This window comes from Mycobacterium sp. E3251 (genome assembly GCF_001666835.1).
Lineage (GTDB): Bacteria > Actinomycetota > Actinomycetes > Mycobacteriales > Mycobacteriaceae > Mycobacterium.
The window spans coordinates 15054-35126 of sequence record NZ_LZJF01000152.1 but is presented as its reverse complement, the minus strand read 5'-3'; the positions used below and the strand labels follow the sequence as shown (position 1 = coordinate 35126).

Annotated in this window: 19 protein-coding genes and 1 riboswitch; of the genes, 2 read left to right on the top strand and 17 right to left on the bottom strand. The window is 67.9% G+C overall.

The window, feature by feature from the left end:
- The 12 genes from gcvP to A5697_RS18645 form a co-directional block, all read right to left on the bottom strand.
- On the bottom strand, nucleotides 1-2181 hold a 2181-nt coding region (gene gcvP, locus A5697_RS18700; protein WP_231972110.1), incomplete at its 3' end, for an aminomethyl-transferring glycine dehydrogenase.
- Between the two features lie 170 nt (nucleotides 2182-2351).
- A riboswitch (glycine riboswitch) is annotated at nucleotides 2352-2449 on the bottom strand.
- 36 nt (nucleotides 2450-2485) lie between these two features.
- Nucleotides 2486-3091: a MerR family transcriptional regulator gene (locus A5697_RS18695; RefSeq protein ID WP_067210125.1), complete on the bottom strand. Its 606-nt coding sequence runs from the start codon at nucleotides 3089-3091 to the stop codon at nucleotides 2486-2488.
- Between the two features lie 273 nt (nucleotides 3092-3364).
- Nucleotides 3365-3859, bottom strand: coding sequence for a bifunctional nuclease family protein (locus A5697_RS18690; protein WP_046184273.1), 495 nt, complete (start codon nucleotides 3857-3859; stop codon nucleotides 3365-3367).
- A 105-nt stretch (nucleotides 3860-3964) separates the two neighbouring features.
- Entirely contained in the window at nucleotides 3965-4726 is a 762-nt protein-coding gene (locus tag A5697_RS18685; protein WP_067950377.1) for a MerR family transcriptional regulator, read from the bottom strand.
- Complete coding sequence (garA, locus tag A5697_RS18680; protein WP_276038948.1) at nucleotides 4726-5187, bottom strand: glycogen accumulation regulator GarA; 462 nt, start codon at nucleotides 5185-5187, stop codon at nucleotides 4726-4728. The genes A5697_RS18685 and garA overlap by 1 nt, the downstream gene beginning before the upstream one ends.
- A gap of 259 nt (nucleotides 5188-5446) precedes the next feature.
- Nucleotides 5447-5845 (bottom strand): glycine cleavage system protein GcvH, encoded by a 399-nt coding sequence (gene gcvH, locus A5697_RS18675; RefSeq protein ID WP_067950375.1) that lies wholly within the window; start codon nucleotides 5843-5845, stop codon nucleotides 5447-5449.
- A gap of 28 nt (nucleotides 5846-5873) precedes the next feature.
- Entirely contained in the window at nucleotides 5874-6713 is an 840-nt protein-coding gene (locus A5697_RS18670; protein ID WP_067950496.1) for a DUF881 domain-containing protein, read from the bottom strand.
- A gap of 66 nt (nucleotides 6714-6779) precedes the next feature.
- Nucleotides 6780-7112 carry a small basic family protein gene (locus A5697_RS18665; protein ID WP_064950365.1) on the bottom strand — a complete coding sequence of 111 codons (333 nt, stop codon included), beginning with the start codon at nucleotides 7110-7112 and terminating at the stop codon, nucleotides 6780-6782.
- 55 nt (nucleotides 7113-7167) lie between these two features.
- Nucleotides 7168-8094 carry a DUF881 domain-containing protein gene (locus A5697_RS18660; RefSeq protein ID WP_068011645.1) on the bottom strand — a complete coding sequence of 309 codons (927 nt, stop codon included), beginning with the start codon at nucleotides 8092-8094 and terminating at the stop codon, nucleotides 7168-7170.
- The gene (locus A5697_RS18655; protein ID WP_067950370.1) at nucleotides 8087-8713 is read right to left on the bottom strand and encodes a CDP-alcohol phosphatidyltransferase family protein; all 627 of its coding nucleotides are present in this window, start codon (nucleotides 8711-8713) and stop codon (nucleotides 8087-8089) included. Before A5697_RS18655 ends, A5697_RS18660 begins: the two co-directional genes overlap by 8 nt.
- A 97-nt stretch (nucleotides 8714-8810) precedes the next feature.
- Nucleotides 8811-11135 (bottom strand): accessory Sec system translocase SecA2, encoded by a 2325-nt coding sequence (secA2, locus tag A5697_RS18650; RefSeq protein ID WP_067950368.1) that lies wholly within the window; start codon nucleotides 11133-11135, stop codon nucleotides 8811-8813.
- Nucleotides 11136-11169: 34 nt separating this feature from the next.
- Nucleotides 11170-12813 carry an acetolactate synthase gene (locus A5697_RS18645; RefSeq protein ID WP_068011644.1) on the bottom strand — a complete coding sequence of 548 codons (1644 nt, stop codon included), beginning with the start codon at nucleotides 12811-12813 and terminating at the stop codon, nucleotides 11170-11172.
- 93 nt (nucleotides 12814-12906) lie between these two features.
- Between A5697_RS18645 and A5697_RS18640 the strand changes: the two genes are divergently transcribed.
- Nucleotides 12907-14832 carry an ABC transporter ATP-binding protein/permease gene (locus tag A5697_RS18640; protein ID WP_067950364.1) on the top strand — a complete coding sequence of 642 codons (1926 nt, stop codon included), beginning with the start codon at nucleotides 12907-12909 and terminating at the stop codon, nucleotides 14830-14832.
- Between the two features lie 79 nt (nucleotides 14833-14911).
- On the opposite strand, the gene A5697_RS18635 is transcribed toward A5697_RS18640, so the two are convergent.
- From A5697_RS18635 to A5697_RS18625, 3 genes are all read right to left on the bottom strand, one after another.
- Nucleotides 14912-16384, bottom strand: a complete 1473-nt coding sequence (locus A5697_RS18635; protein ID WP_067950362.1) for an FAD-binding protein — start codon at nucleotides 16382-16384, stop codon at nucleotides 14912-14914.
- Nucleotides 16381-16884 (bottom strand): VOC family protein, encoded by a 504-nt coding sequence (locus A5697_RS18630; RefSeq protein WP_067950359.1) that lies wholly within the window; start codon nucleotides 16882-16884, stop codon nucleotides 16381-16383. Before A5697_RS18630 ends, A5697_RS18635 begins: the two co-directional genes overlap by 4 nt.
- Nucleotides 16885-17009: 125 nt before the next feature.
- The gene (locus A5697_RS18625) at nucleotides 17010-17693 is read right to left on the bottom strand and encodes a TetR/AcrR family transcriptional regulator (protein ID WP_067950358.1); all 684 of its coding nucleotides are present in this window, start codon (nucleotides 17691-17693) and stop codon (nucleotides 17010-17012) included.
- A 112-nt stretch (nucleotides 17694-17805) separates the two neighbouring features.
- On the opposite strand from A5697_RS18625, the gene A5697_RS18620 reads away from it, so the two are divergent.
- Entirely contained in the window at nucleotides 17806-18261 is a 456-nt protein-coding gene (locus tag A5697_RS18620; RefSeq protein WP_067950356.1) for a nitroreductase/quinone reductase family protein, read from the top strand.
- Between the two features lie 5 nt (nucleotides 18262-18266).
- Here the strand turns inward: A5697_RS18620 and A5697_RS18615 are convergent, their stop codons facing one another.
- Both A5697_RS18615 and A5697_RS18610 read right to left on the bottom strand, forming a co-directional pair.
- Nucleotides 18267-18950 (bottom strand): hypothetical protein, encoded by a 684-nt coding sequence (locus tag A5697_RS18615; protein ID WP_067950354.1) that lies wholly within the window; start codon nucleotides 18948-18950, stop codon nucleotides 18267-18269.
- A 94-nt stretch (nucleotides 18951-19044) separates the two neighbouring features.
- The gene (locus tag A5697_RS18610) at nucleotides 19045-19977 is read right to left on the bottom strand and encodes a sterol desaturase family protein (protein ID WP_068011643.1); all 933 of its coding nucleotides are present in this window, start codon (nucleotides 19975-19977) and stop codon (nucleotides 19045-19047) included.
- Between the last annotated feature and the right edge of the window lie 96 nt (nucleotides 19978-20073).

The following is a 20073-nucleotide window of genomic DNA, read 5'->3' as shown; positions in this document are numbered from 1 at the left end:
GACAGGCGACGATGTTGCGATAGAGGAAGCTTCAGGTGGCTGACGTGGCACAGCAGGATCGGGGGCCCTGCCCCCGTGCGGGATGCAGAAGGTCTTGTGCAGGTTCAGGTGGCTGACGTCGCCGCCGAACTTCCCCGGCCGGGCCAGGCCGACGAGCGCGTTGAGGTTGGCGCCGTCGACGTACACCTGGCCGCCGGCGTCATGCACGGCCGCGCAGATCTCGGCGATGTCGTGCTCGTAGACGCCGTGGGTGGACGGATAGGTGATCATCAGCGTCGACAACGCGTCGCCGTGCTCGGCGACCTTGGCGCGCAGGTCGTCAAGGTCGACATCCCCGTTGTCGTGGCAGGCCACCACCACCACCCGCATACCGGCCAACGCCGCCGACGCCGCGTTGGTGCCGTGCGCGCTGGACGGGATCAGGCAGATGTTGCGGTGCGGTTCGCCCCGGCTGGCGTGGTAGTCGTGGATGGCCAGCAGTCCGGCGTACTCGCCCTGCGAGCCGGCGTTGGGCTGCAGCGAGACGGCGTCGTACCCGGTGATCTGTACCAGCCAGCTCTCCAGGTCAGCGATGAGCCGGCGTAGGCCGGGGGTGTCCGACGCGGGGGCGAACGGATGCTGACGCGCGAATTCCGGCCAGGTGATCGGTTCCATCTCGGCGGCGGCGTTGAGCTTCATCGTGCACGAGCCGAGCGGAATCATGCTGCGGTCCAAAGCGATATCTTTGTCCGCCAGGGCGCGCAGGTAGCGCATCATCGCCGTTTCGGTGCGGTACTGCGTGAACGCGGGATGGGTGAGGAACTCCGAGGTGCGGGTCGCGATATCGACGGCTACGGGTTCGGCAGCCGGCACGCCGAACGCGTCCAGCACCGCCGCCACGTGCGCGTCCATGGTGGCCTCGTCGCAGGCGACCGACACGTGGTCGGCATCGACGCGCCACACGTTGACGCCGTTCGCCTTGGCCGCGGCCACCACCTCGTCGGCGCGTCCCGGAACCCGTGCCAGCACGGTGTCGAAGAACGCGTCGTGCACCAGCGCTGTGTTGGCCGCCGAGCCCAGGGCGGCGGCAATGGCCTCGGCGTGCGCGTGCACGCGGCGGGCGATCTGAACCAGCCCGTCGGCCCCGTGGTAGCTGGCGTACATCGCGGCCATCACCGCCAGCAGCACCTGCGCCGTGCAGATGTTGCTGGTCGCCTTGTCCCGGCGGATGTGCTGCTCGCGCGTCTGCAGCGCCAGCCGGTAGGCCGGGGAGCCGTCGGCGTCCAACGACACGCCGACCAGCCGGCCCGGCAGCTGGCGGGCGTGCTTGGAGTGCACCGACAGATATCCGGCGTGCGGACCGCCGAATCCCATTGGCACACCGAATCGTTGGGTGGTTCCGAACGCGACGTCGGCACCGATGTCCCCGGGTGGGGTGATCAGTGTGCACGCCAGCAGGTCGGCACCGACGGCGACCAGCGCGCCACGTTCATGGGTCTGCTCCACCAGGGCCGCCCAGTCGGTGACCCGGCCGCTGGCGCCGGGCAGCTGGGTGATGACCCCGAAGAAGTCGCCATCGGGCAGACCCTCGCGCAGGTCGGCGGTGACGATCTCGATGCCCAACGGCTGGGCCCGCGTCGCCAATACTGCAGTGGTCTGGGCGAAGACGTCGGCGTCGACGGCGAGGCGGTTCGACGTGCCGCGGGTCGCGCGGTGCATGAGCGTCATGGCCTCGGCCGCCGCGGTGCCCTCATCGAGCATCGAGGCGTTGGCGACTTCCAGCCCGGTCAGGTCGGCAACCATCGTCTGGAAATTCAGCAGCGCCTCCAGTCGGCCCTGGCTGATCTCGGGCTGGTACGGCGTGTAGGCGGTGTACCAGGCCGGGTTCTCCAGCACGTTGCGCAGCAGCACCGGCGGGGTAAGCGTGTCGTAATAGCCCTGCCCGATCATCGAGACGGCCACGGTGTTGGCCTCGGCGAGCGCCCGCAGCTCCGCCAGCGCCTCGGCCTCGGTGACGGCCGGGGGCAATTCGTCCAGGCCGGGTGCCGCGCCGCCGGCGGTGGGCTTGTCGAGGATCCCCGCCGGAACGGCCTTGGCGGCCAACTCGTCGAGTGAGTCGACCCCGATGACGGCCAGCATGGCCGCGACGGCCTGGGCGTCCGGGCCGATGTGGCGGGCGGCGAAGGTTGCTTGCTCGGGCACTGGCGTAACTCCTGGTGGCAGCGACAAGGGAGAGGACTAGCGGTCCTCTCCCTCTGTCTTCACCCGTGCGCCGGGCGCCTGAGAGATTCGGCGCCCGCTGATGTCTGAGCGCCTTTCCCCATCGGCGGGTGTCGACCGCTAGGGGTCGGCACCGCTTTCCAGAGGCATCGTTAACTCCGGCGGTCCGGGTGCCTGAGAGGTTAGCGGAGAGGTGTTGCTCCTTCGGCGTCCGTGGCTGGCCGTCACGGAACTCTCCCGCACGAGTGCGATGCGGATCCCAGTTTACCCGGTCGGGCTGGCGCGCCTAACCGATCTTGCGGTCGCGGGTCTTGCGCCGGGACGCCAGCTCGTCTTCCGGGGCGGCGATCGACTCGCCCCCATCGGCCCGCTCGCCGGGGAAGTCGGCGATCACTCCGGTCAGCTCGCGCATCGCGCCGGACACGGCGATCCCGAATACGCCCTGCCCGCCCTGCAGCAGGTCGACGACCTCTTCGGCCGAGGTGCATTCGTAGACCGTGGTGCCGTCGGAGAACAACGTGATGTTGGCCAGGTCCTGCACGCCGCGCTGGCGCAGATGATCGACGGCGACCCGGATGTTGTGCAGTGAGATCCCGGTGTCGAGCAGCCGCTTGACGATCTTGAGAACCAGGATGTCCTTGAACGAGTAGAGCCGCTGGCTGCCGGAGCCCGCCGCGCTGCGGATCGACGGCACCACCAGCGACGTGCGCGCCCAGTAGTCCAGCTGGCGGTAAGTGATTCCCGCGATCTGGCAGGCGCTGGGGCCGCGGTACCCGACCAGCTCGTCCGGCACGGAGTCGTCGGGGAACAGTCCGGGCTGCACGGGCGCTTCCGGTGCGGCGGTCGGGTGGTCAGCTAGGTCCAGCTGTTCTTGGCGTGGCTGCTCGCTCACGGTGCTTCCTCTCGCCGATCGCGCTTTCGTTTCCAGCTGCGTCACTGGCTGCATCGCAGCCACGTTTGCTCAGACCCGAGTGCTAGAGAGCTTACGCTGTTCGGTAGCTACCGCGCCCTTAAGTCGTGATCAAAGTATGGCTGCCGGCGGGCTAAGTGAGGGCGCTATCCGCCAGGCGTGTCGACATCCCGGCGCTAGTTGAGATCCGCCCGTGATGTCGGTGTCCAGGGTAGTACCCGCCGGGCGGGCCGTTCGAACGGTCTCTAGAGGCGTCTACGTGGCCTTGAAATCGTCCGGGGACACGCTGTCGAGAAACTCCTTGAACTTCTCCACCTCGTCCTCGCGCACGGCGGTGCCACCCTCTTCGTCGGTCTCGTCGGGGATGAGCAGGCCGGCCTGGGCCAGCACGGCCTCCTCGACATAGATCGGAACCCCGACGCGCAGCGCGATCGCCACCGAATCCGACGGCCGGGCCGACACGGTGATGTTGCGGTCGAAGACCAGATCGGCGTAGAAGGTGCCCTCTTGCAGATCGACGATCCGCACCTCTTTCAGCGAATGACCAAGCGCGGCAATGACATCCCTGATCAGATCGTGTGTCAGGGGGCGGGGCGGCTCGACGCCTTGCTGCTCGAGTGCGATGGCGGCAGCCTCCGACTGACCGATCCAGATCGGCAGGTACCGGTCGCCGTCGGTCTCGCGCAGTAACAGGACCGGCTGGTTCTGCGGCTGCTCAACGCGAATGCCGACAACACGAACTTCACCCATTTGTGTCTGCCCTCCGCATATGCTGCCGTGTCGGTTCTTGGCGCAACGACGACGCCGGATTGTCGCTATGCCGCTGAAAACCAAGCTATCGACGAAGTCTAGTCCTCAGCGATGCAGAACGTCGCGAACGGCGGATTTGATCAACGACGTGTGCAACGTGATGGCGAGGGCCGCCACCTCACGCGCCAGGTCGTCGGCGCGGTCACGAGCGCCGGCCTTGTCGGCTTTGACTAGCGGCCCGGCGATTTGGGCGATCAGGTCGGATTGCCGGTCGGCCGCCGAGCGGAAAGCACGCAGATGCCGCGGCTCCACACCGTATTCCGACAACGCCCGCGCGCATTGCAGGATGACCACGGCATGTTCGTCGAAGAAGCCGCCCGGGCCGGTGGTGATTACGCCGGCCTTGAGCAGCGCCGTCAACAGATCGTCGGCCACCCCGGAGCGCTGTAACAGATCTTCACGACTCAGCCGGATGCTCGACGGCGCCACCGCGGCCGCGTCGGGCCCGGCCCCGGAGCCCGGCTCGGCAGCGACCTCCCCGACGCCTGCCACCGACACCAGACGTGGCCCGGCGTAGGACGAGCCGAAGGGCGGCAGTTCGCCATCGGGTTGGGCGTCCAACTGCGACCGGATGACCTTGAGCGGTAGGTAGTGATCGCGCTGCGCGGTCAGGATGAACCTCAACCGGGCGCAGTCGTATGCGGTAAATCTCCGATAGCCCGACGCGGCGCGCTGCGGCGTCACCAGTCCTTCGGCCTCCAGGAAGCGAATCTTGGAGATCGTGACATCGGGAAAGTCCGGCCTCAACAGTTCCAGGACCGCCCCAATCGACATCCCGGCCAGTGCCGGGCTATCGGGTGCGCTCACTAGCCTCCGGATCCTCCGTCCTCACCCTGCTTGGGCCCGGTCAAAAACACCAAGCGGAACTTGCCGATCTGCACCTCGTCGCCGTTGGCGAGCACCGCCGAGTCGACGGGCTCCCGGTTGACGTACGTGCCATTCAGGCTACCGACATCGACGACGTTGAATTCGTTGTTTTCCAACCTGAATTCGGCGTGGCGGCGACTCACGGTGACGTCGTCGAGAAAGATGTCGCTGTCGGGATGCCGACCGGCGGAGGTGATGGGCTGGTCGAGCAAGAAGCGCGATCCCGCGTTAGGCCCCCGTTTGACGACCAGCAGCGCGGAGCCTGCCGGGAGGCCTTCCACCCCGGAGACCGCGCTCTCGGTGCCCGCCTGCGCGGGAGCGTCCAGTTCGTTGAGGAAGTCGGCACGAAAGACGGAAGTCGTCTCCACCGTGACTTCGTCAGAGGTCTGGTCGTTGTCCATATCCGTCACGCGCTGCTCCTCACTGGCCGCTGTGGCGTTGTCTGACCGGGCCGCTCGGCCGGCTGCTCGCTGGGTCTTTTCGCCCGGTACTGCCGATTACTAAGGCTCGTGCGTTCAAGTGTCGATGTGTCGACGGTACCGCGCATAGGTCTGCAATGTGCCCCCCACCCGACGATCGAAAGACCGATTGCCCGCCTTTCCCCCGCCGGCCGCCGCACCGCTCGCGTCGCCGCGGGGCTGGCAGGCACATTAGCAATCGTCATTCGGTCAACGTTCCGCGGTAGGCCTCGGCGTCGAGCAGCGACGAAATGGCCGACTCCAACGCGGCGACATCCGACACCTGCACGTCGAGCAGCCACCCGCCCGCGTAGGGCTCGGAGTTGACCAGCTGCGGGCTGCCTTCCAGCTCGGCATTGACCGCGGACACCGTGCCCGACACCGGGGCGTACAGATCCGAGACCGATTTCGTCGACTCGACCTCGCCGAACGATTCACCCGCGGTCAGTTCGGTGCCCACCTCGGGCAGCTGAACAAAGACGACATCGCCCAGGGCTGACTGGGCAAAGTCGGTGATGCCGACCCGCACGGTGTCCTCACCGCTTCGGCGAACCCACTCGTGTTCGGCGGTGTAGTGCAGGTCGGGCGGGATATCGCTCACAAGTCGTCCTGTTCTGTTGGGAGAATGCTCACTTGACGGGCTGAGCGTATTGGTGCGGTTTTGGTTGTCGCAAGGTGGTCACGTCCACTCGGTCGGCCTGCCGGACGGACATCCGCGCACCGACGCGCTTGATGCTGTCCTCGGCGCCGCCCGGAATGTTCATCGCGGCGGCCAGGGTGGGCGGATCGCCAATCGCCAGAATCGAATACGGGGGCGACAGCGTCTTGGTGTCGACCGTCAGCGAGCCAGGCATACCCACTACCCAGGTATCCACACCGACGCGGACTGACTGGTGCGCGTCGTTGATTTCGATCGCCTCGGCCCCGGCCGCACGAAGCTCGTTGATCACGTCGAGGATCACCTCCGGCGAAACCCCCGGCCCGGGATCGTCGATCGTGACGGTGACACCCGGCCCGGTGGCGCCGACGGCGCCGGCCAGGATGGACAGCGCGGCCAGCTTCGCCTGCGCGGCCTGGATGGCGGCCTGGTCGTTATTGCCGGACGCCTGCAGCGAATTCAGGGTGTTCTGCAGTTCGTTCACTTCGGCGTTGAGGGTGGCGTCGCGCTGCCGCAACGAATCCAGCAACACCAACAAATCCGCGGGCCGCGCGGTTTCCAGCGAATCGCCCGACTCGTTTTGGCGGACCTGCGTGACGATGGCGATGCCCAGCAGCAGACACAACAGGGCCGCCAACATCCCGAAAGCCAGCCGGGAGCGACCGCCGCGGGCCAGTCCGGACAGTCCTGTTCGGCGCACCGGCCCGATCTCCGGGCGAGGGCGTTTCGCCGGAAGCTCGTGGCGGCCGTGCTGCGTAGGGCTTGCGGCGTCACCACTTTCGGCGGCGCGGTCCCCCGGGTCGTGGCTCACGCCGGCCTCCTCCCGGTCATAGCGCCGCTCCTCCACATCGCTGGCTCCGCATCGTCGTCGGCGCGGTCATGCCCCGAACAGCCGGCGCCGCAGGGCGGCGGCGTTGCCGAAGATTCGGATTCCCAACACCACGATGATCGCCGTCGACAACTGCGTGCCCACGCCCAGCTGGTCGCCGACGTACACGATCAGTGCGGCCACGAAAACGTTGAACACGAAGGAGACAACGAAGACCTTCGGATCGAAGATGCGTTCCAGGTAGGCGCGCAACCCGCCGAACACCGCGTCCAGCGCCGCGACCACCGCGATGGGCAGGTAGGGCTGGACGACCTCGGGCACGGCGGGGTGAAAGACCAGCCCGAGCACGATGCCGATCGCCAGCGCCGCGATGCCGATCATGCTCGATTCTCCGTCCGCGACTCACCCGGCCGGAGAGGTCTGTCGAGGGCTTTTCTCACTGTGGCCCAATCTGTTTGGCGAACTTGATATCCCGGATCGATCCCGCGGGCAGCGTCAGCCCGTCGGCGGCGTCCACGGTGACGACGACACCGTAGGAGACCTCGAGCAGCTTAAGACGCTGCCGGCCGGAGCTCTGGTCGAAGACGTCCCGCATCGCGCGGGGCGGCCCCACCGCGAGGATCGTGTACGGGCTGCTGGTGGGGTTGTTGTCGACCAGGATCGCGCCGCCGGCTTGCCGGATGGTCACGTTCGGCCCGATGCGGACCCCGCCGAGCGAAATCGCCTCGGCGCCGCTGGCCCACAACGAGTTGACGACCAGCTGGAGATCCCGGTCCAAGATGATCTGCCTGCTGCCGCCGAGCCGCTGTTTGGAGACGTCGGAAAGGTTCGGGCTGGCACCCGGGTCGGTCACGGTGACCTTGAGGCCAGGACCGATGACCGCCGTGCTGGCCGCGGCCAGGCCGAGCGCATCGAGCCGGGCCAGCAGCCGCTGCCCTTCGGCGTCGTCGGCCAGCGCGCGGCGCTGCACGCCGTCCAGCCGGGAGGACAGTTCGGTGCGCCGCTGGGCCAGTTTGGCCGCGGTGTCCTCGGTCGAACGCACGTTGCCCAGCAGCAACTGCTGCGCCGAGCGCACGCCGGGGGCCACCGAGCGGGCCTGCGCGACGGCGGCGGCGAAGACCGTGGCGATCAGCAGCGCCGCCAACGCCTGCCACAGCCAGCCGAAGGCGCGGTCGCGCCGGTGCGGGTGCGCGGCGGCGTCGCCGCGTTTGGCTGCCGCCGCGGCGTACCCGGGATCCAGGTGCTCGGAGAGCAGGGCGCGCAGCAGGGACGGCACCGGGATCAGCTGCGGCCGCGCCGCCACGTGGGCGCTGCGCCCGGCGTTGGGGTCGTAGCCGCCGAGCAGGCGGTCCGGGTCAGCCACGTTCGACCGCCTTCGGCGGGGCGGGCCTGCCTCCGTGTTTGACCCGGGGCATCCGGCGCACGACCAACGTCATCTGCACCACGTACTGCGCGAACGCCCACAGGTAGCCGTACATGCCCCAGATCAGGAACGCCCAGCCGCAGGCGCCGATCACGCGGCTCCACAGGGCGTCCCACGTTCCCAGCAGCACCAGCGGAAAACCGGACATCAACGCGAACGTGCCGGCCTTCCCGATGTAGGTGACCGGCAGCGCGGACAGCCCGCGGCTCCACAGCAGCGGCAGCGTCGCCGCCAGTAGCCCGTCCCGCACCAGCAGGACGGCGACAAACCACCACGGCACGATCCCGCTCAGCGCCATCACGACGGGAACGCAGATCATGTAGAGGCGGTCGACGGCCGGGTCGAGCAGAACCCCGAGCCGCGACGACTGGTTGAGCAGCCGGGCGATCTTGCCGTCGGCCCAGTCGGACGCACCGCTGAACATCAGGATCCCGACCGCCCACCCGTTGGCGTGCGCCACCAACAGGGCGTAGACGAACACTCCGATGAGCACCAGGCGGATCGCGCTCAGCGCGTTGGGGACGGTGAGCACCCGGTCGGGCGGAAGCGCCGGCTCCATAAGCCGTGACCTTAGTCGAACGCCGAGTGCGCGGCTGGACGCACACTCGGTCCCCAGTGTGCGGCTGGACGCACAGCCGGCGCCCGCCGTCGACGGCCTAGCGGAAGACGCCGGGCAGGCTCAGCGTGGACAGCGTGTCGTCGGACAGCGGGTTGTCGTTGACCATGTAGGTCCACGTCGAGGTGGGCCGGGCCAGCTTGGACAGATCCAGGCCCTGTTCCTCCTCGAGGACGTTCGCCGTCTCGAACGTCTGCTGCGCGGCCTCGATCGCATCCGCGGCCAGCGACGCGAACGCGTCGACGGCCAGCCGGTGGAATTCGTCCAGCGGGTTCTGCCGGCCCAGCGCGCGCAGGTGGATGCTTTCCCGGATGTCGGCGAGGTACGCCAGGTGATCGGCCCAGCCGCGGTCGAGGTGGTAGAGCATGATCTGCCGGCAGATCTTCTCCAGGCGATCCTCGGGAATGTCCTTCGACAGCTCCTTGTACCGCTTGGGTGCCAGCTCGGCGAGCTCCTCGCGAGCACTTGCGGTGCGCAGCAACGTGTTTCGGCGATCGACGATGATGGCGCGCTGCTGGGCGATCAGCTGGTTGTAGCGCCAGGTATTGGCGTGCACGTCGAGCATCCGGCCCTCGGCGACGCGCTGGGCGTGGTCGAGCAGCCCGGCCGCCTTCGGGCTGACGATCCGGCCGTCCTCGTCGGTTTCCATCGGCAGCTTGTTGTGGTCGAGGTTGGCCGCCACGACATCGTCTTCCCAACTCGAGAAGAACACGGACGAGCCGGGGTCGCCCTGGCGTCCGGCCCGCCCGCGCAACTGGTTGTCCAGCCGCTCGGTGTGATGCCGTCCGGTGCCGACCACGTGCAGCCCGCCGAGTTCGGCGACCCTGTCATGGTCGGCTTCGTCGGAGCCGCCGAGCCGAATGTCGGTGCCGCGCCCCGCCATTTGCGTCGACACCGTGACCGCCCCATACTTGCCGGCCTCGGCGATCACCTCGGCTTCCTCGGCGTCGTTCTTCGCGTTCAGCACCACCGCGGGTACGCCGCGGCGCAGCAGCCGCTCGTGCAGCTCCTCGGATTCGGCCACGTCCCGCGTGCCGACCAGCACCGGTTGCCCGGTCTCATGCACCTCGGCGATGTGCGCGACGATTCCGTCGTTCTTGGCGGCGGCGGTGATGTAGACGCGGTCGGACTCGTCCTCGCGAATGTTGGGCTCGTTCGGCGGAATTGGGGACACGCCGAGCTTGTAGAACTGGCGCAGCTGCTCACCGGCGGCCAGCGCGGTGCCGGTCATGCCGCACACGGTTTCGTAGCGGTTGATCAGTGCCTGCACCGTGATCGTGTCGAGCACTTCACCGGTCTCGGTGGTCTCGATGCCCTCCTTCGCCTCGACGGCGGCCTGCAGGCCGTCCGGCCAGCGCTGCAGTTGCGCGATGCGGCCGCGGGCGGCGTTGATCAGGTGCACCGCGTCGTCCCGGACGATGTAGTGCACGTCGCGCTGCAACAGCACGTGCGCGTGCAGGGCGACGTTGACCTCGGTCAGGGTCGTGCCGACGTGCTCTTCGGAATAGAGGTCGATGCCGCCGAGCGCCTTCTCGACCTTGCGGGCCCCGACGTCGGTCAGATGGACGTTTCGGCTGTCGGAGTCGGTCTCGAAGTCGGTGTCCGGCTTCAGCTGGCCGACCAGCTTGATGATCTCCAGCCGCGGCGTCTCCCGGTGCGTGGTGCCCGCCAGCACCAGCGGCACCAACGCCTCGTCGACGAGCACCGAGTCGGCCTCGTCGATCAGGGCCACGTCGGGGTTGGGCGACACCAGGTCGTCGACGTCGACGACGAGCTGGTCGCGCAGCACGTCGAAACCGATCTCGTTGACCGAGGCATAGGTGACGTCGCAGCCATAGGCGGCGCGGCGCTCCTCGCTGGTCGACTCGGCGGTGATCCAGCCGACCGTCAGCCCCATCGCCTCGATCAGCGGGCCCATCCACTCGGCGTCACGGCGGGCCAGGTAGTCGTTGATGGTCACCACGTGCACGTGCCGCCCGGCCAGGGCGTAACCCGCCGCCGCGATCGCTCCGGAGAGCGTTTTGCCTTCACCCGTGGCCATTTCGATGACGTCGCCGGCGAGCATGCGCAGCGCACCGAGCAGCTGCACGTCGAACGGGCGGAGCGTGGTCGCCCGTTCGGCGGCCTCCCTGGCGATCGCGAGGAACTGCGGGATGTCCTCGGACTCCGCGAGATCGTCCAGTTTCAGCAGACCGGCGGCCTTGCGGAGCTGCTCGTCGGTGAGGCCGGCGGCCTCCTCGTCGTACTCGGAGGAGTCGGTGACCTGGGAAAGGGAGCGGTTGCGGTTCTTTTCCGTGCTGGCGCCGAGCAGTCGCCAAAATCGGCTGCTCAGGCCGCCGGGTTGCGCGCGGGTCGTCTTTGGCACAGGTCAACGGTACGCGGTGGGCCGCCGCGTGAGCTCAGGCCAGGTTCGAGCGGCGCGGGTAGGCGACGTTGGGGTCGGTGAGTACGTTGACGACGGCGGGCAGGCCGCTGGCGAAGGCGCGTTCCAGCGCGGGCCGCAGCTCGGCCGGCGCGGAGACCAGCTCGCCGTGGCCGCCCAGGGCGCGCACCACCTCGTCGTAGCGGGTGCCCGGACGCAGTTCGGCCACCACCGAATAGCCGTACAACGCCTCCATGGGGTGCTTTTCCAGTCCCCAGATTCCGTTGTTGCCGATCACCGAGACGACGGGCACGTTGTGCCGAACCAGCGTGTCCCATTCCATGCCGCTGAAGCCGAAGGCGCCGTCGCCCTGCAGGAGGACGACCTGACGGTCCGGCCGGGCGAGCTTGGCGGCCAGGGCGTAACCGGGGCCCGAGCCGAGGCAGCCGAAGGGGCCGCTGTCCAGCCAGCAGCCCGGTTGATAGCTGTCGATCACCCGCCCGGCGTAGGACCCGAAGTCACCGGCGTCGATGACGACGATCGCGTCGCGGTCCAGCATCGGCGCCAGCTCCGCATACACCCGCATGGGATGCAACGGGACGCGGTCGTCGGCGAGTTCGGTCTTCTCCTTGTCGCGCGCCGCGGTTTCGGCCGCCCGCAGGTCCTCGATCCACGCTCGGTGGTCGGTCCCGCCACCGGCGGCCAGCGCCGCGAGGGTTGTCAGCAGGTCCCCGTAGAGCTCGGCCTCAACCGGGCGGGGATGGCTGCGCTCGGGTTCGGCCCGGTCCACCACGATGAGCTGGGTCTGGGGCCCGAACACCGCACCGAAGCCGAGCCGGAAGTCCATGGGGACACCGACGATCAGCGCAACGTCGGCTTCCCCCAACGCTTTTCCACGCGCCCGGGAGAAGGCCAACGGGTGGTCCGCGGGCACCGCGCCGCGGGCCATGCCGTTCATCAGCACGGGGATCTGCAGTTCCTCGGCGAGGCGCAGCAGCGCCGCCTCCCCGTGCCCCCACCAGACGTTGGTGCCCGCCATGATCACCGGCCGCTGTGCCGCGGACAGCAGGCCGGCGGCGCGGCCCAGCGCGTCGCCGTCGGGGGCGGGCCCCGGTGGCAGGTGGGTGAGCGCGCCGGGACGGCCGTCATCCCCGGACATGGAAAACACGTGGTCCATGGGGAAGTCGACGAAGCCGACGCCCGACGGGGCGCCGACCGCCGCCAGCAACGCCTCGTCGACGAGACGGCCGGCGTCCCCGGCCGACTGCGCCGTGGCGGCGAAGCGGGCCAGCGGCGCCACGAACGGCACGTGATCGACCTCCTGCAGCGAACCCATTCCCCAGCGCTGCGCCGGCGCCCGGCCGCCCAAAACGACCAGGGGTGACTGGTTCTGCTGAGCCGCCGCCATCGCGCTCATGCCGTTGGTGACCCCCGGTCCCGCGGTGAGCGCGGCGATGCCGGGCACCCTCGTCACTTTCGACCACCCTTCGGCGGCGAAGGTCGCGGTCTGCTCGTGGCGGGTATCGATCAGCCGAATCCCTTCCTCGCGGCAGCCGTCGTAAACGGAAAACAGGTGGCCACCCGACAACGTGAAGACGGTGTCGACACCGCTGGCGCGCAGGCGCCGCGCGATGAGCCGGCCGGCGTGCAATGTTTGTGTGGAGATGGCGTCGGTGCTCATAACCGCAGCCTATCCAGATCCTTCGGGTACCTTCGCCGGAGGATTTGAAGTTCCAGCAGAGTCCATCAGCTCGACCCCGAGGAGATAGCGACCATGGGCCCGAAGCCGTTCAAGCCGTCGATCGACTGGTCGACGGCCGCCGTGGATTCCCTGCGGTGGGTAGCCATCGCGTGGGTCATCAGCGCGGTGGTGTTGTTCATCGTGCTGGTCGCCTTCAGGTATCTCACGCCGTGGGGCCAGCAGTTCTGGCGGATCACGCGCGGCTACTTCGTGGGTGCGCACAGCGTGCGGGTGTGGGCGATGCTGGGCGTGCTGTTGCTGTCCGTACTCCTGTCCGTGCGGCTGATGGTGCTGCTCAGCTACCAGGGCAACGACCTCTACACCGCGGTACAAAAGGCGGTGCAGGGCCTCGCGGCCGACGACGAAAACGTCAAACAGTCCGGGATACACGGCTTTTGGATGTCGATCGCGATCTTCAGCGTGCTGGCGGTCTTGTACGTCATCCGGTTCATGGTGGACATCTACCTGACGCAGCGGTTCATCATCGCCTGGCGCATGTGGCTGACGGCCAATCTCACCGACGACTGGCTCGCCGGCCGGGCCTACTACCGGGATCTGTTCATCGACCACACCATCGACAACCCCGACCAGCGCATCCAGCAGGACATCGACATCTTCACCGCGAATGCCGGTGGCACCCCCAACATCCCCTCGAACGGGACCGGCAGCACCTTGCTGTTCGGCGCCGTGAACGCGGTGGCCTCGGTGATCTCCTTCGCCGCGATCCTGTGGAACCTGTCCGGCAACCTGACCGTGTTGGGCGTCGACTTCCCGCGCGCCATGTTCTGGACCGTCCTGATCTACGTGCTGGTCGCCACGCTGGTGGCGATCTGGCTCGGCCATCCGCTGATCTGGCTCAGCTTCAACAACGAGAAGCTGAACGCCGCGTTCCGGTATGCCCTGGTCCGATTGCGCGATGCCGCGGAGGCCGTGGGCTTCTACCGCGGCGAGCGTGTGGAGCGGGCGCAACTGTGGCGGCGCTTCACCCCGATCATCGACAACTACCGCAAGTTCGTCCGCCGGACCATCATCTTCAACGGCTGGAACTGGTCGGTGTCGCAGGCAATCGTCCCGCTGCCGTGGGTGATTCAGGCGCCGCGCCTGTTCGCCGGCCGGATCGACTTCGGTGACGTCGGGCAAAGCGCGACGGCCTTCGGCAACATTCAGGATTCGCTGTCGTTCTTCCGCAACAACTACGACGCGTTCGCGGCCTTCCGGGCGTCGATCATCCGGTTGCACGGGCTGGTCGACGCCAACGACAAGGGCCGCGCGCTGCCGACCATCCTGGTCAAGCCGAGCGAAGAGGCGCCAGTCGAGCTTCGCGACATCGAGGTGCGCACTCCGGCCGGCGATCGGCTGATCGACCCGCTCGATGTTCAACTCGCCGAAGGCGATTCGCTGGTGATCACCGGGCGTTCGGGTGCCGGCAAGACCACGCTGCTGCGCAGCCTCGCCGAGTTGTGGCCGTACGCGTCCGGCACCCTCTGCCGTCCGCAGGGCGACAACGCGACCATGTTCCTGTCGCAGTTGCCGTACGTGCCGCTGGGTAGCCTGCGCACCGTGGTGTGCTACCCGAACTCGCCGGACGAGGTCTCCGATGCCGAGCTGCGCGAGGTGCTCACCAAAGTCGCACTGGCGCCGCTGCTGGACCGGCTCGACGAAGAACGGGATTGGGCCAAGGTGCTGTCCCCGGGCGAGCAGCAACGGGTCGCCTTCGCGCGGATCCTGCTCACCAAACCCAAGGCGGTCTTCCTGGACGAGGCCACCTCCGCGCTGGACGAGGGCCTGGAATTCGCGCTCTACCAGCTGGTGCGGACCGAGCTGCCGGACTGTGTGGTGGTCAGCGTCAGTCATCGGCCCACCGTCGAGCAGCACCACGAACAGGAGCTGCAATTGCTCGGCGGCGGGCCATGGCGGCTGGGACCCGTGGAGGAAAAGAAGGAACCGGCGCGCGTCTAGCGCCGTCCGGGCCGCGCTGGGTCTTAGCGCGCCTGCGCGCCCCCGGCCCGCCCGGCCGCGTGCGCTCCGGCGCTGGGTCTTAGCGCGCCTGCGCGCCCCCGGCCCGCCCGGCCGCGTGCGCTCCGGCGCGGCGGCCGAAGAACGAGCCCTCCCCCAGCTGTGTGCCGCTGGCGTAGCCCTTGCCGTCCTGGGCGATGTTGGACGCGCACGCCCCGGCCGCATACAGGCCCGGCACGACGGTGCCGTCCTCGCGCAGCACCTCGCCGTCCACGGACGTGACGAGCCCGCCGATGGTGAAGCCGGCGTACATCGCCTTACCCAAGGACATGTCGAACGCGCCCCAGGGGCCGTGATCTTGTGCCGCAAGGAATTCGGGCTGCTTGTGAAAGTCCGGGTCCTCGCCGCGGGCGGCGTTGGCGTTGTAACGGTCCAGCGTCGCGACCAGGTTGCCCTCCGGAATGCCAAGCGCGGCTTCCATTTCCGGGACGGTTTCCCATCCGTCGATCAGCGGCACCAGCGGCATCTTGGGGTGCTCCAGGTGCGCCTCGTCGACGATGAGGAACGCCGCGCTGTCCGGCTGGTCCATGATGAACCCGGAAGTCCTGGAATGGTAGGAATCCTCGGCGACGAAGCGCTGTCCCAGCTTGTTCACGATGATGCCCGTCAACAGGATCGACGGCGGGTACGGCGGAGCCGTGATGAAGATCTGATCCATGTGCTCGGTTGCGCCGCCGGCCGATACGCCCATCCGGATGCCCAGCCCGTCGTCGTACGTGTTGCCCAGCACGAACGGTTTCTCGGCCAGCTTGGGGGTGTACTTGGCAACCATCTCCGGGTTCATCACGAATCCGCCGGCAGCGACGATCACCGACTTTGCTTTGATCGCACCGGTTTCGGAGAACTGCTTCCACATGACACCGCACACCGCGCCCGAACCGTCCACGATGAGTTCGGTGGCGCCCGTCTCGTACCGGATCTGGACGCCCAGGTTCGCGGCGCGCTTCAGCAGCAGATCGATCACCATGCTGGCGCCCCCGGTGTCGCCGGGCACGGGCACCTTGTGGCCCCGCGGCGCCGGCACCGCCTGCTCCAGGAACGGCCACACCTTCTCGTTGCCGGTGAACATCAGGCCCTCGGTGTTGGGCTGAATGACGGCCTTGCCCGGAAAGTAGCTGCGCTCGAATTGAAAACCCAAGTCTTCCAGCCAGTTGAAATGCTCGACGCTGCCCTCGCAGTAGGCCCGGATCTTGTCGTGATCCGGTTGCCGGGACACGGCGACCAGGTATTTGTACATCTCCTCGGGCGAGTCGGCGTGGCCCGTGGCCTGCTGAACCGCCGTTCCCCCACCCAAATAGAAGTGCCCCCCGGCAAGCGACGTCGTGCCGCCCGCCGCCGCGGCACGCTCCAGCACCAGCACCTTCGCCCCGGCGGCCGCCGCGCTGACGGCGGCGCAGCCGCCCGCGATGCCGAAGCCGACCACCACCACGTCGACGTCATCCGACCACGACGTCACGTCGTCCGCGCTGACCGTTGCCGGGATCTCCGTGCTCATTGGCGCTGCTCCTGTTTGATGTAGTCGTAAAACGCCCTCATCTCGCGCGCGATGTAGGCGATCTCCACAAACGGCACCGCCGCCTGCGGCGCTGACACATAGGCGAACTGGATCCCGCCGGGCATCACACCTTGCTGCACGACCGCGGCGCCGAATTCCACGGCCTCGGCCAACGCCGCGTCGAACTGCCCGGGGTTCTCGGCCTCCATGCAAATGTGGTGCAGACCGGGCCCGGATTCGCGCAAAAAGTCACTATAGATGTTCTCCCCGCGGACGGGCTGGATCAGTTCCAGCTGCATGTCGCCGAGATAGCTCAGCGAGATGCTGGCGACGAAATCGGCCGGCTTGCCGAGGTAGCTGCAGGATTCCGGAGCAAAGTGCACGTCGGGTATGCGGACCCATTTGCGCACCCCTAACAAGCCGGTGAGGGCGGTTTCGGTGGCGTCCAGGTCGGTGGTAACCCACGCGATCTGCGTTGGCGATTGAACGGGAAGGGTCATCGTCTCGCAGGATAGTCGAGTGGCTCGGGAGCCAGGAAGGGCCGCGAAAACTTTGCCATGGCGAGCGGCTCCCGCGTTCCGCAGGCTGGGTGAACATGTTCTAATTCCGGGCGGCGGCCGGCCCGTCAATGTTGGCTCAACACGTCCACCAGCAGCCGAAGCTGCGCGCCGAACACCGCCTCGGGATCGGTCAGGGTATCGGCGCCGTATTGCCCGAACACCTCGAGGCTGATCGCACCCAGCACCCCCGCCCAGAGCAGGAAGCACTTGGCGACCACCTGGTCGTCGCCGGGGAAGCCAAATTCCTGGCGAATCCGCTCGAAGTCCGACGACATCGGTTGGGGCGCAACGGTATCGGTCAGCCTGATGTCGCCGGTGGCAATGCCCGACGCCACGGCGTCGAAGAACGCCGCCACCACCCGGGTGCCCACGGCCACGGTGCGCTCCGGCGGTGCGTGATACCCGGGCACGGGGCTGCCGTACAGCAGGGCCCAGCGGGCGGGGTGCGCGACGGCCCACTCCCGTGTCGCCCGGGAAATCGCGATGACATCGTCGCTCCAGAGGTCCCCGACCGCCTCGCGGGCGCGATCGACGGCGTCGGCGAGGTCCGAGTAGGCATCGACCAGCAGCAAGGTCAGCAGCTCGTCGCGGCTGGACACGTACCGGTAGACGGCCGACGACACCATGCCGAGGTCCCGGGCGATCGCACGCACCGACAACCCGGCCGCGCCGCGGTCGACCAGCTGCTGGCGACCGAGCTGGATGATGCGCGACTCGATCTGCTGCCGGGTCTCCTGGCGTTTGCCCACGCGGCCAGTCTGGCATAACCGAGATCACCGCTCTTGCTTTCCGGCTGAGCGTGTGGCACAGTCTCCGTTTAGAGAGCACTGCTCTCGGAAGGTTTGCAAGAAAGGATGCGACATGTCCACGCGATACGAAGAACCGGGCGGGGCCGTGCGGGCCGCCAACGCGGTGATCCGCTGGCTTGCCGAGATGGGTGTCAGCATCGCCGGCACCCATGCGCTGCGGGTGCGCGGGCGCAAAAGCGGGAAGACGCGGGCGGTCGTCATCAATCTGCTGACCGTTGACGGGGTGCACTACCTGGTCTCACCACGAGGCAACACCCAGTGGGCCCGCAACGTCCGGGCCGCGGGCGTCGTCGAAACCGGCCCCCGCTGGCGCCGGCGCCGCGCCCGCGTCACCGAGGTGGCCGACGCGGCCAAACCGGAACTGCTGCGCCGCTATCTGGAGCGCTGGTATTGGCAGGTCAAGGACTACGTCGCCGGGCTGACCCCGGTCAGCACCGACGAGGAGTTCCGCGCCGTCGCACCCACGATCCCCGTGTTCGCGCTCGCGGAGGCGGACGAGTCCCGCTGAATCGCCTAACGAGCGCCCCCGCGCGTCACACCGAGGTCCTCACGGACCTCCTCTGAGGTCGCCCGCCAAGACACCGCCGCCGGAAAGTCCCCCCACACGCTGTTGAAGATCCCCACGAGCAGCCCCGGACCCGCGCTGGACGGCAGGTACACCGGCCCGCCCGAATCGCCGTTGTGGCTCTGCACGCCGTGCGACATGGTGAACCAGCCGTTGTTCACGCTCTCCACCGTCCCGCAGGTTTCGCCGGTGCTGACGCCGAAGTGGCAGATCGCCTGCCCGGGGGCGAGCGCCGCCGCCGGATTCGAGATCAGTGGACGCCCGCCCGGCAGGACGTTGTTCGCCATCACGCCGTTGTCCAGCACGATCGCCTCGTAGTCGGTGATCAGCTGGTCGGTAGCCACCGTAGTGCCGCTGGGGGTGTTGTCCCGGAAGGCGGCCAGCCGGCCGATGACGGCCCCGCCGCGGTCGGTGACCACGCCCGCGCCGCCGCGGCAGTGCCCCGCGGTGAAGGCGATCTTGAGATTGGGGTCGACGTAGCCCAGCGTGCAGACGCGATTGTCCTGCCGGATCTCCATGCCCGGATAGACCATGACGGGGTCGGCTTTGGCCGGCGCGGTCGGCATCCACTGCGTGAGCGCGGCCACGGTGATCGACGCGGTGAACGCTCGCATTGCCAGGCGACGCACCATCAACTCCGATCCCTCTGGGCCAAATCTCGACCGATTTGAGATTACGGCGTGACTTTCCGTTACGCAGAAGTCTTCGCGCCGTCCGCCGCCGGCGTTACGGCGATGTGGCCAGGGAAACGGTGGTCTCGGTGTGGTCCGCGGTGCGCGGGGCCCAGCCCGGCGGGCCGAAGACGTAGCCCAGCCGGTCACGCAGCCGGGTCGCCGAACGCCAGTCGCGGGCGATCGCGACGTATTCGTGGGTCTGCAGCTTCCAGATGTTGAACGTGGTGACCTGCTTGGTCAGGCCGTAATGCGGGCGGAACAACTCGGGCTGGAAGCTGCCGAACAGCCGGTCCCAGATGATGAGGATTCCGCCGTAGTTCTTGTCGAGGTAGATCGGGTCCATTCCGTGGTGCACCCGGTGATGCGACGGGGTGTTGAAGAGGAATTCGATGGGCCGTGGCAGCTTGTCGATCCGCTCGGTGTGCACCCAGAACTGGTAGATCAGGCTGATCGAGAAACTGAAGAACACCATCCAGGGCGGGACCCCCAGCAGCGGCAGGGGCACCCACATCAGGATTTCGCCGCTGTTGTTCCACTTCTGGCGCAGCGCGGTCGCGAAGTTGAAGTATTGGCTGGAGTGATGGGCCTGGTGCGTCGCCCAGATCAATCGGACCCGGTGTGCGATCCGGTGATAGGCGTAATACAGCAGGTCGACGCCGACAAGCGCGATGACCCAGGTGTACCACCGGGCCACCGACAGGTGCCAGGGCGCCAGGTAGGCATAGATCGCGGCGTAGCCGAACAGGGCCAGGGTCTTCCAGGCGGCGGTGGTGCCCACCGAGACCAGCCCCATCGAGATGCTGGCCAGCGAGTCGCGGGTGAGGTACGCGCCGGAGACCGGCCGCGCGTTTTCGGCGATGCTCTCCAGCTTTCGGGCCGCCGCCCATTCCAGCGTCAACAGCAACAAGAAGAAGGGAATGGCGAGCAGCACGGGATCCCGCATCTGCGGGGGCAGCGCGGACACGAAACCTGAGAGTGCACTCACAGGCATAAGACTACGACGGCCGACGGGACGTGCGGGTCGCCTTGGTTCGCCATGCGGTCCAAACTGGGACGACGGGGCCGAACGACGCGAGGTGTT

Coding starts and splice junctions, on each gene's coding strand:
- A5697_RS18635 (WP_067950362.1), bottom strand. CDS start 16,384: ATGAGCACGGAGATCCCGGCAACGGTCAGCGCGGACGACGTGACGTCG.
- garA (WP_276038948.1), bottom strand. CDS start 5,187: ATGGACAACGACCAGACCTCTGACGAAGTCACGGTGGAGACGACTTCC.
- A5697_RS18665 (WP_064950365.1), bottom strand. CDS start 7,112: ATGATCGGCATCGCGGCGCTGGCGATCGGCATCGTGCTCGGGCTGGTC.
- A5697_RS18655 (WP_067950370.1), bottom strand. CDS start 8,713: ATGGAGCCGGCGCTTCCGCCCGACCGGGTGCTCACCGTCCCCAACGCG.
- A5697_RS18620 (WP_067950356.1), top strand. CDS start 17,806: ATGTCCACGCGATACGAAGAACCGGGCGGGGCCGTGCGGGCCGCCAAC.
- A5697_RS18640 (WP_067950364.1), top strand. CDS start 12,907: ATGGGCCCGAAGCCGTTCAAGCCGTCGATCGACTGGTCGACGGCCGCC.
- A5697_RS18645 (WP_068011644.1), bottom strand. CDS start 12,813: ATGAGCACCGACGCCATCTCCACACAAACATTGCACGCCGGCCGGCTC.
- A5697_RS18690 (WP_046184273.1), bottom strand. CDS start 3,859: ATGGGTGAAGTTCGTGTTGTCGGCATTCGCGTTGAGCAGCCGCAGAAC.
- A5697_RS18615 (WP_067950354.1), bottom strand. CDS start 18,950: ATGGTGCGTCGCCTGGCAATGCGAGCGTTCACCGCGTCGATCACCGTG.
- A5697_RS18630 (WP_067950359.1), bottom strand. CDS start 16,884: ATGACCCTTCCCGTTCAATCGCCAACGCAGATCGCGTGGGTTACCACC.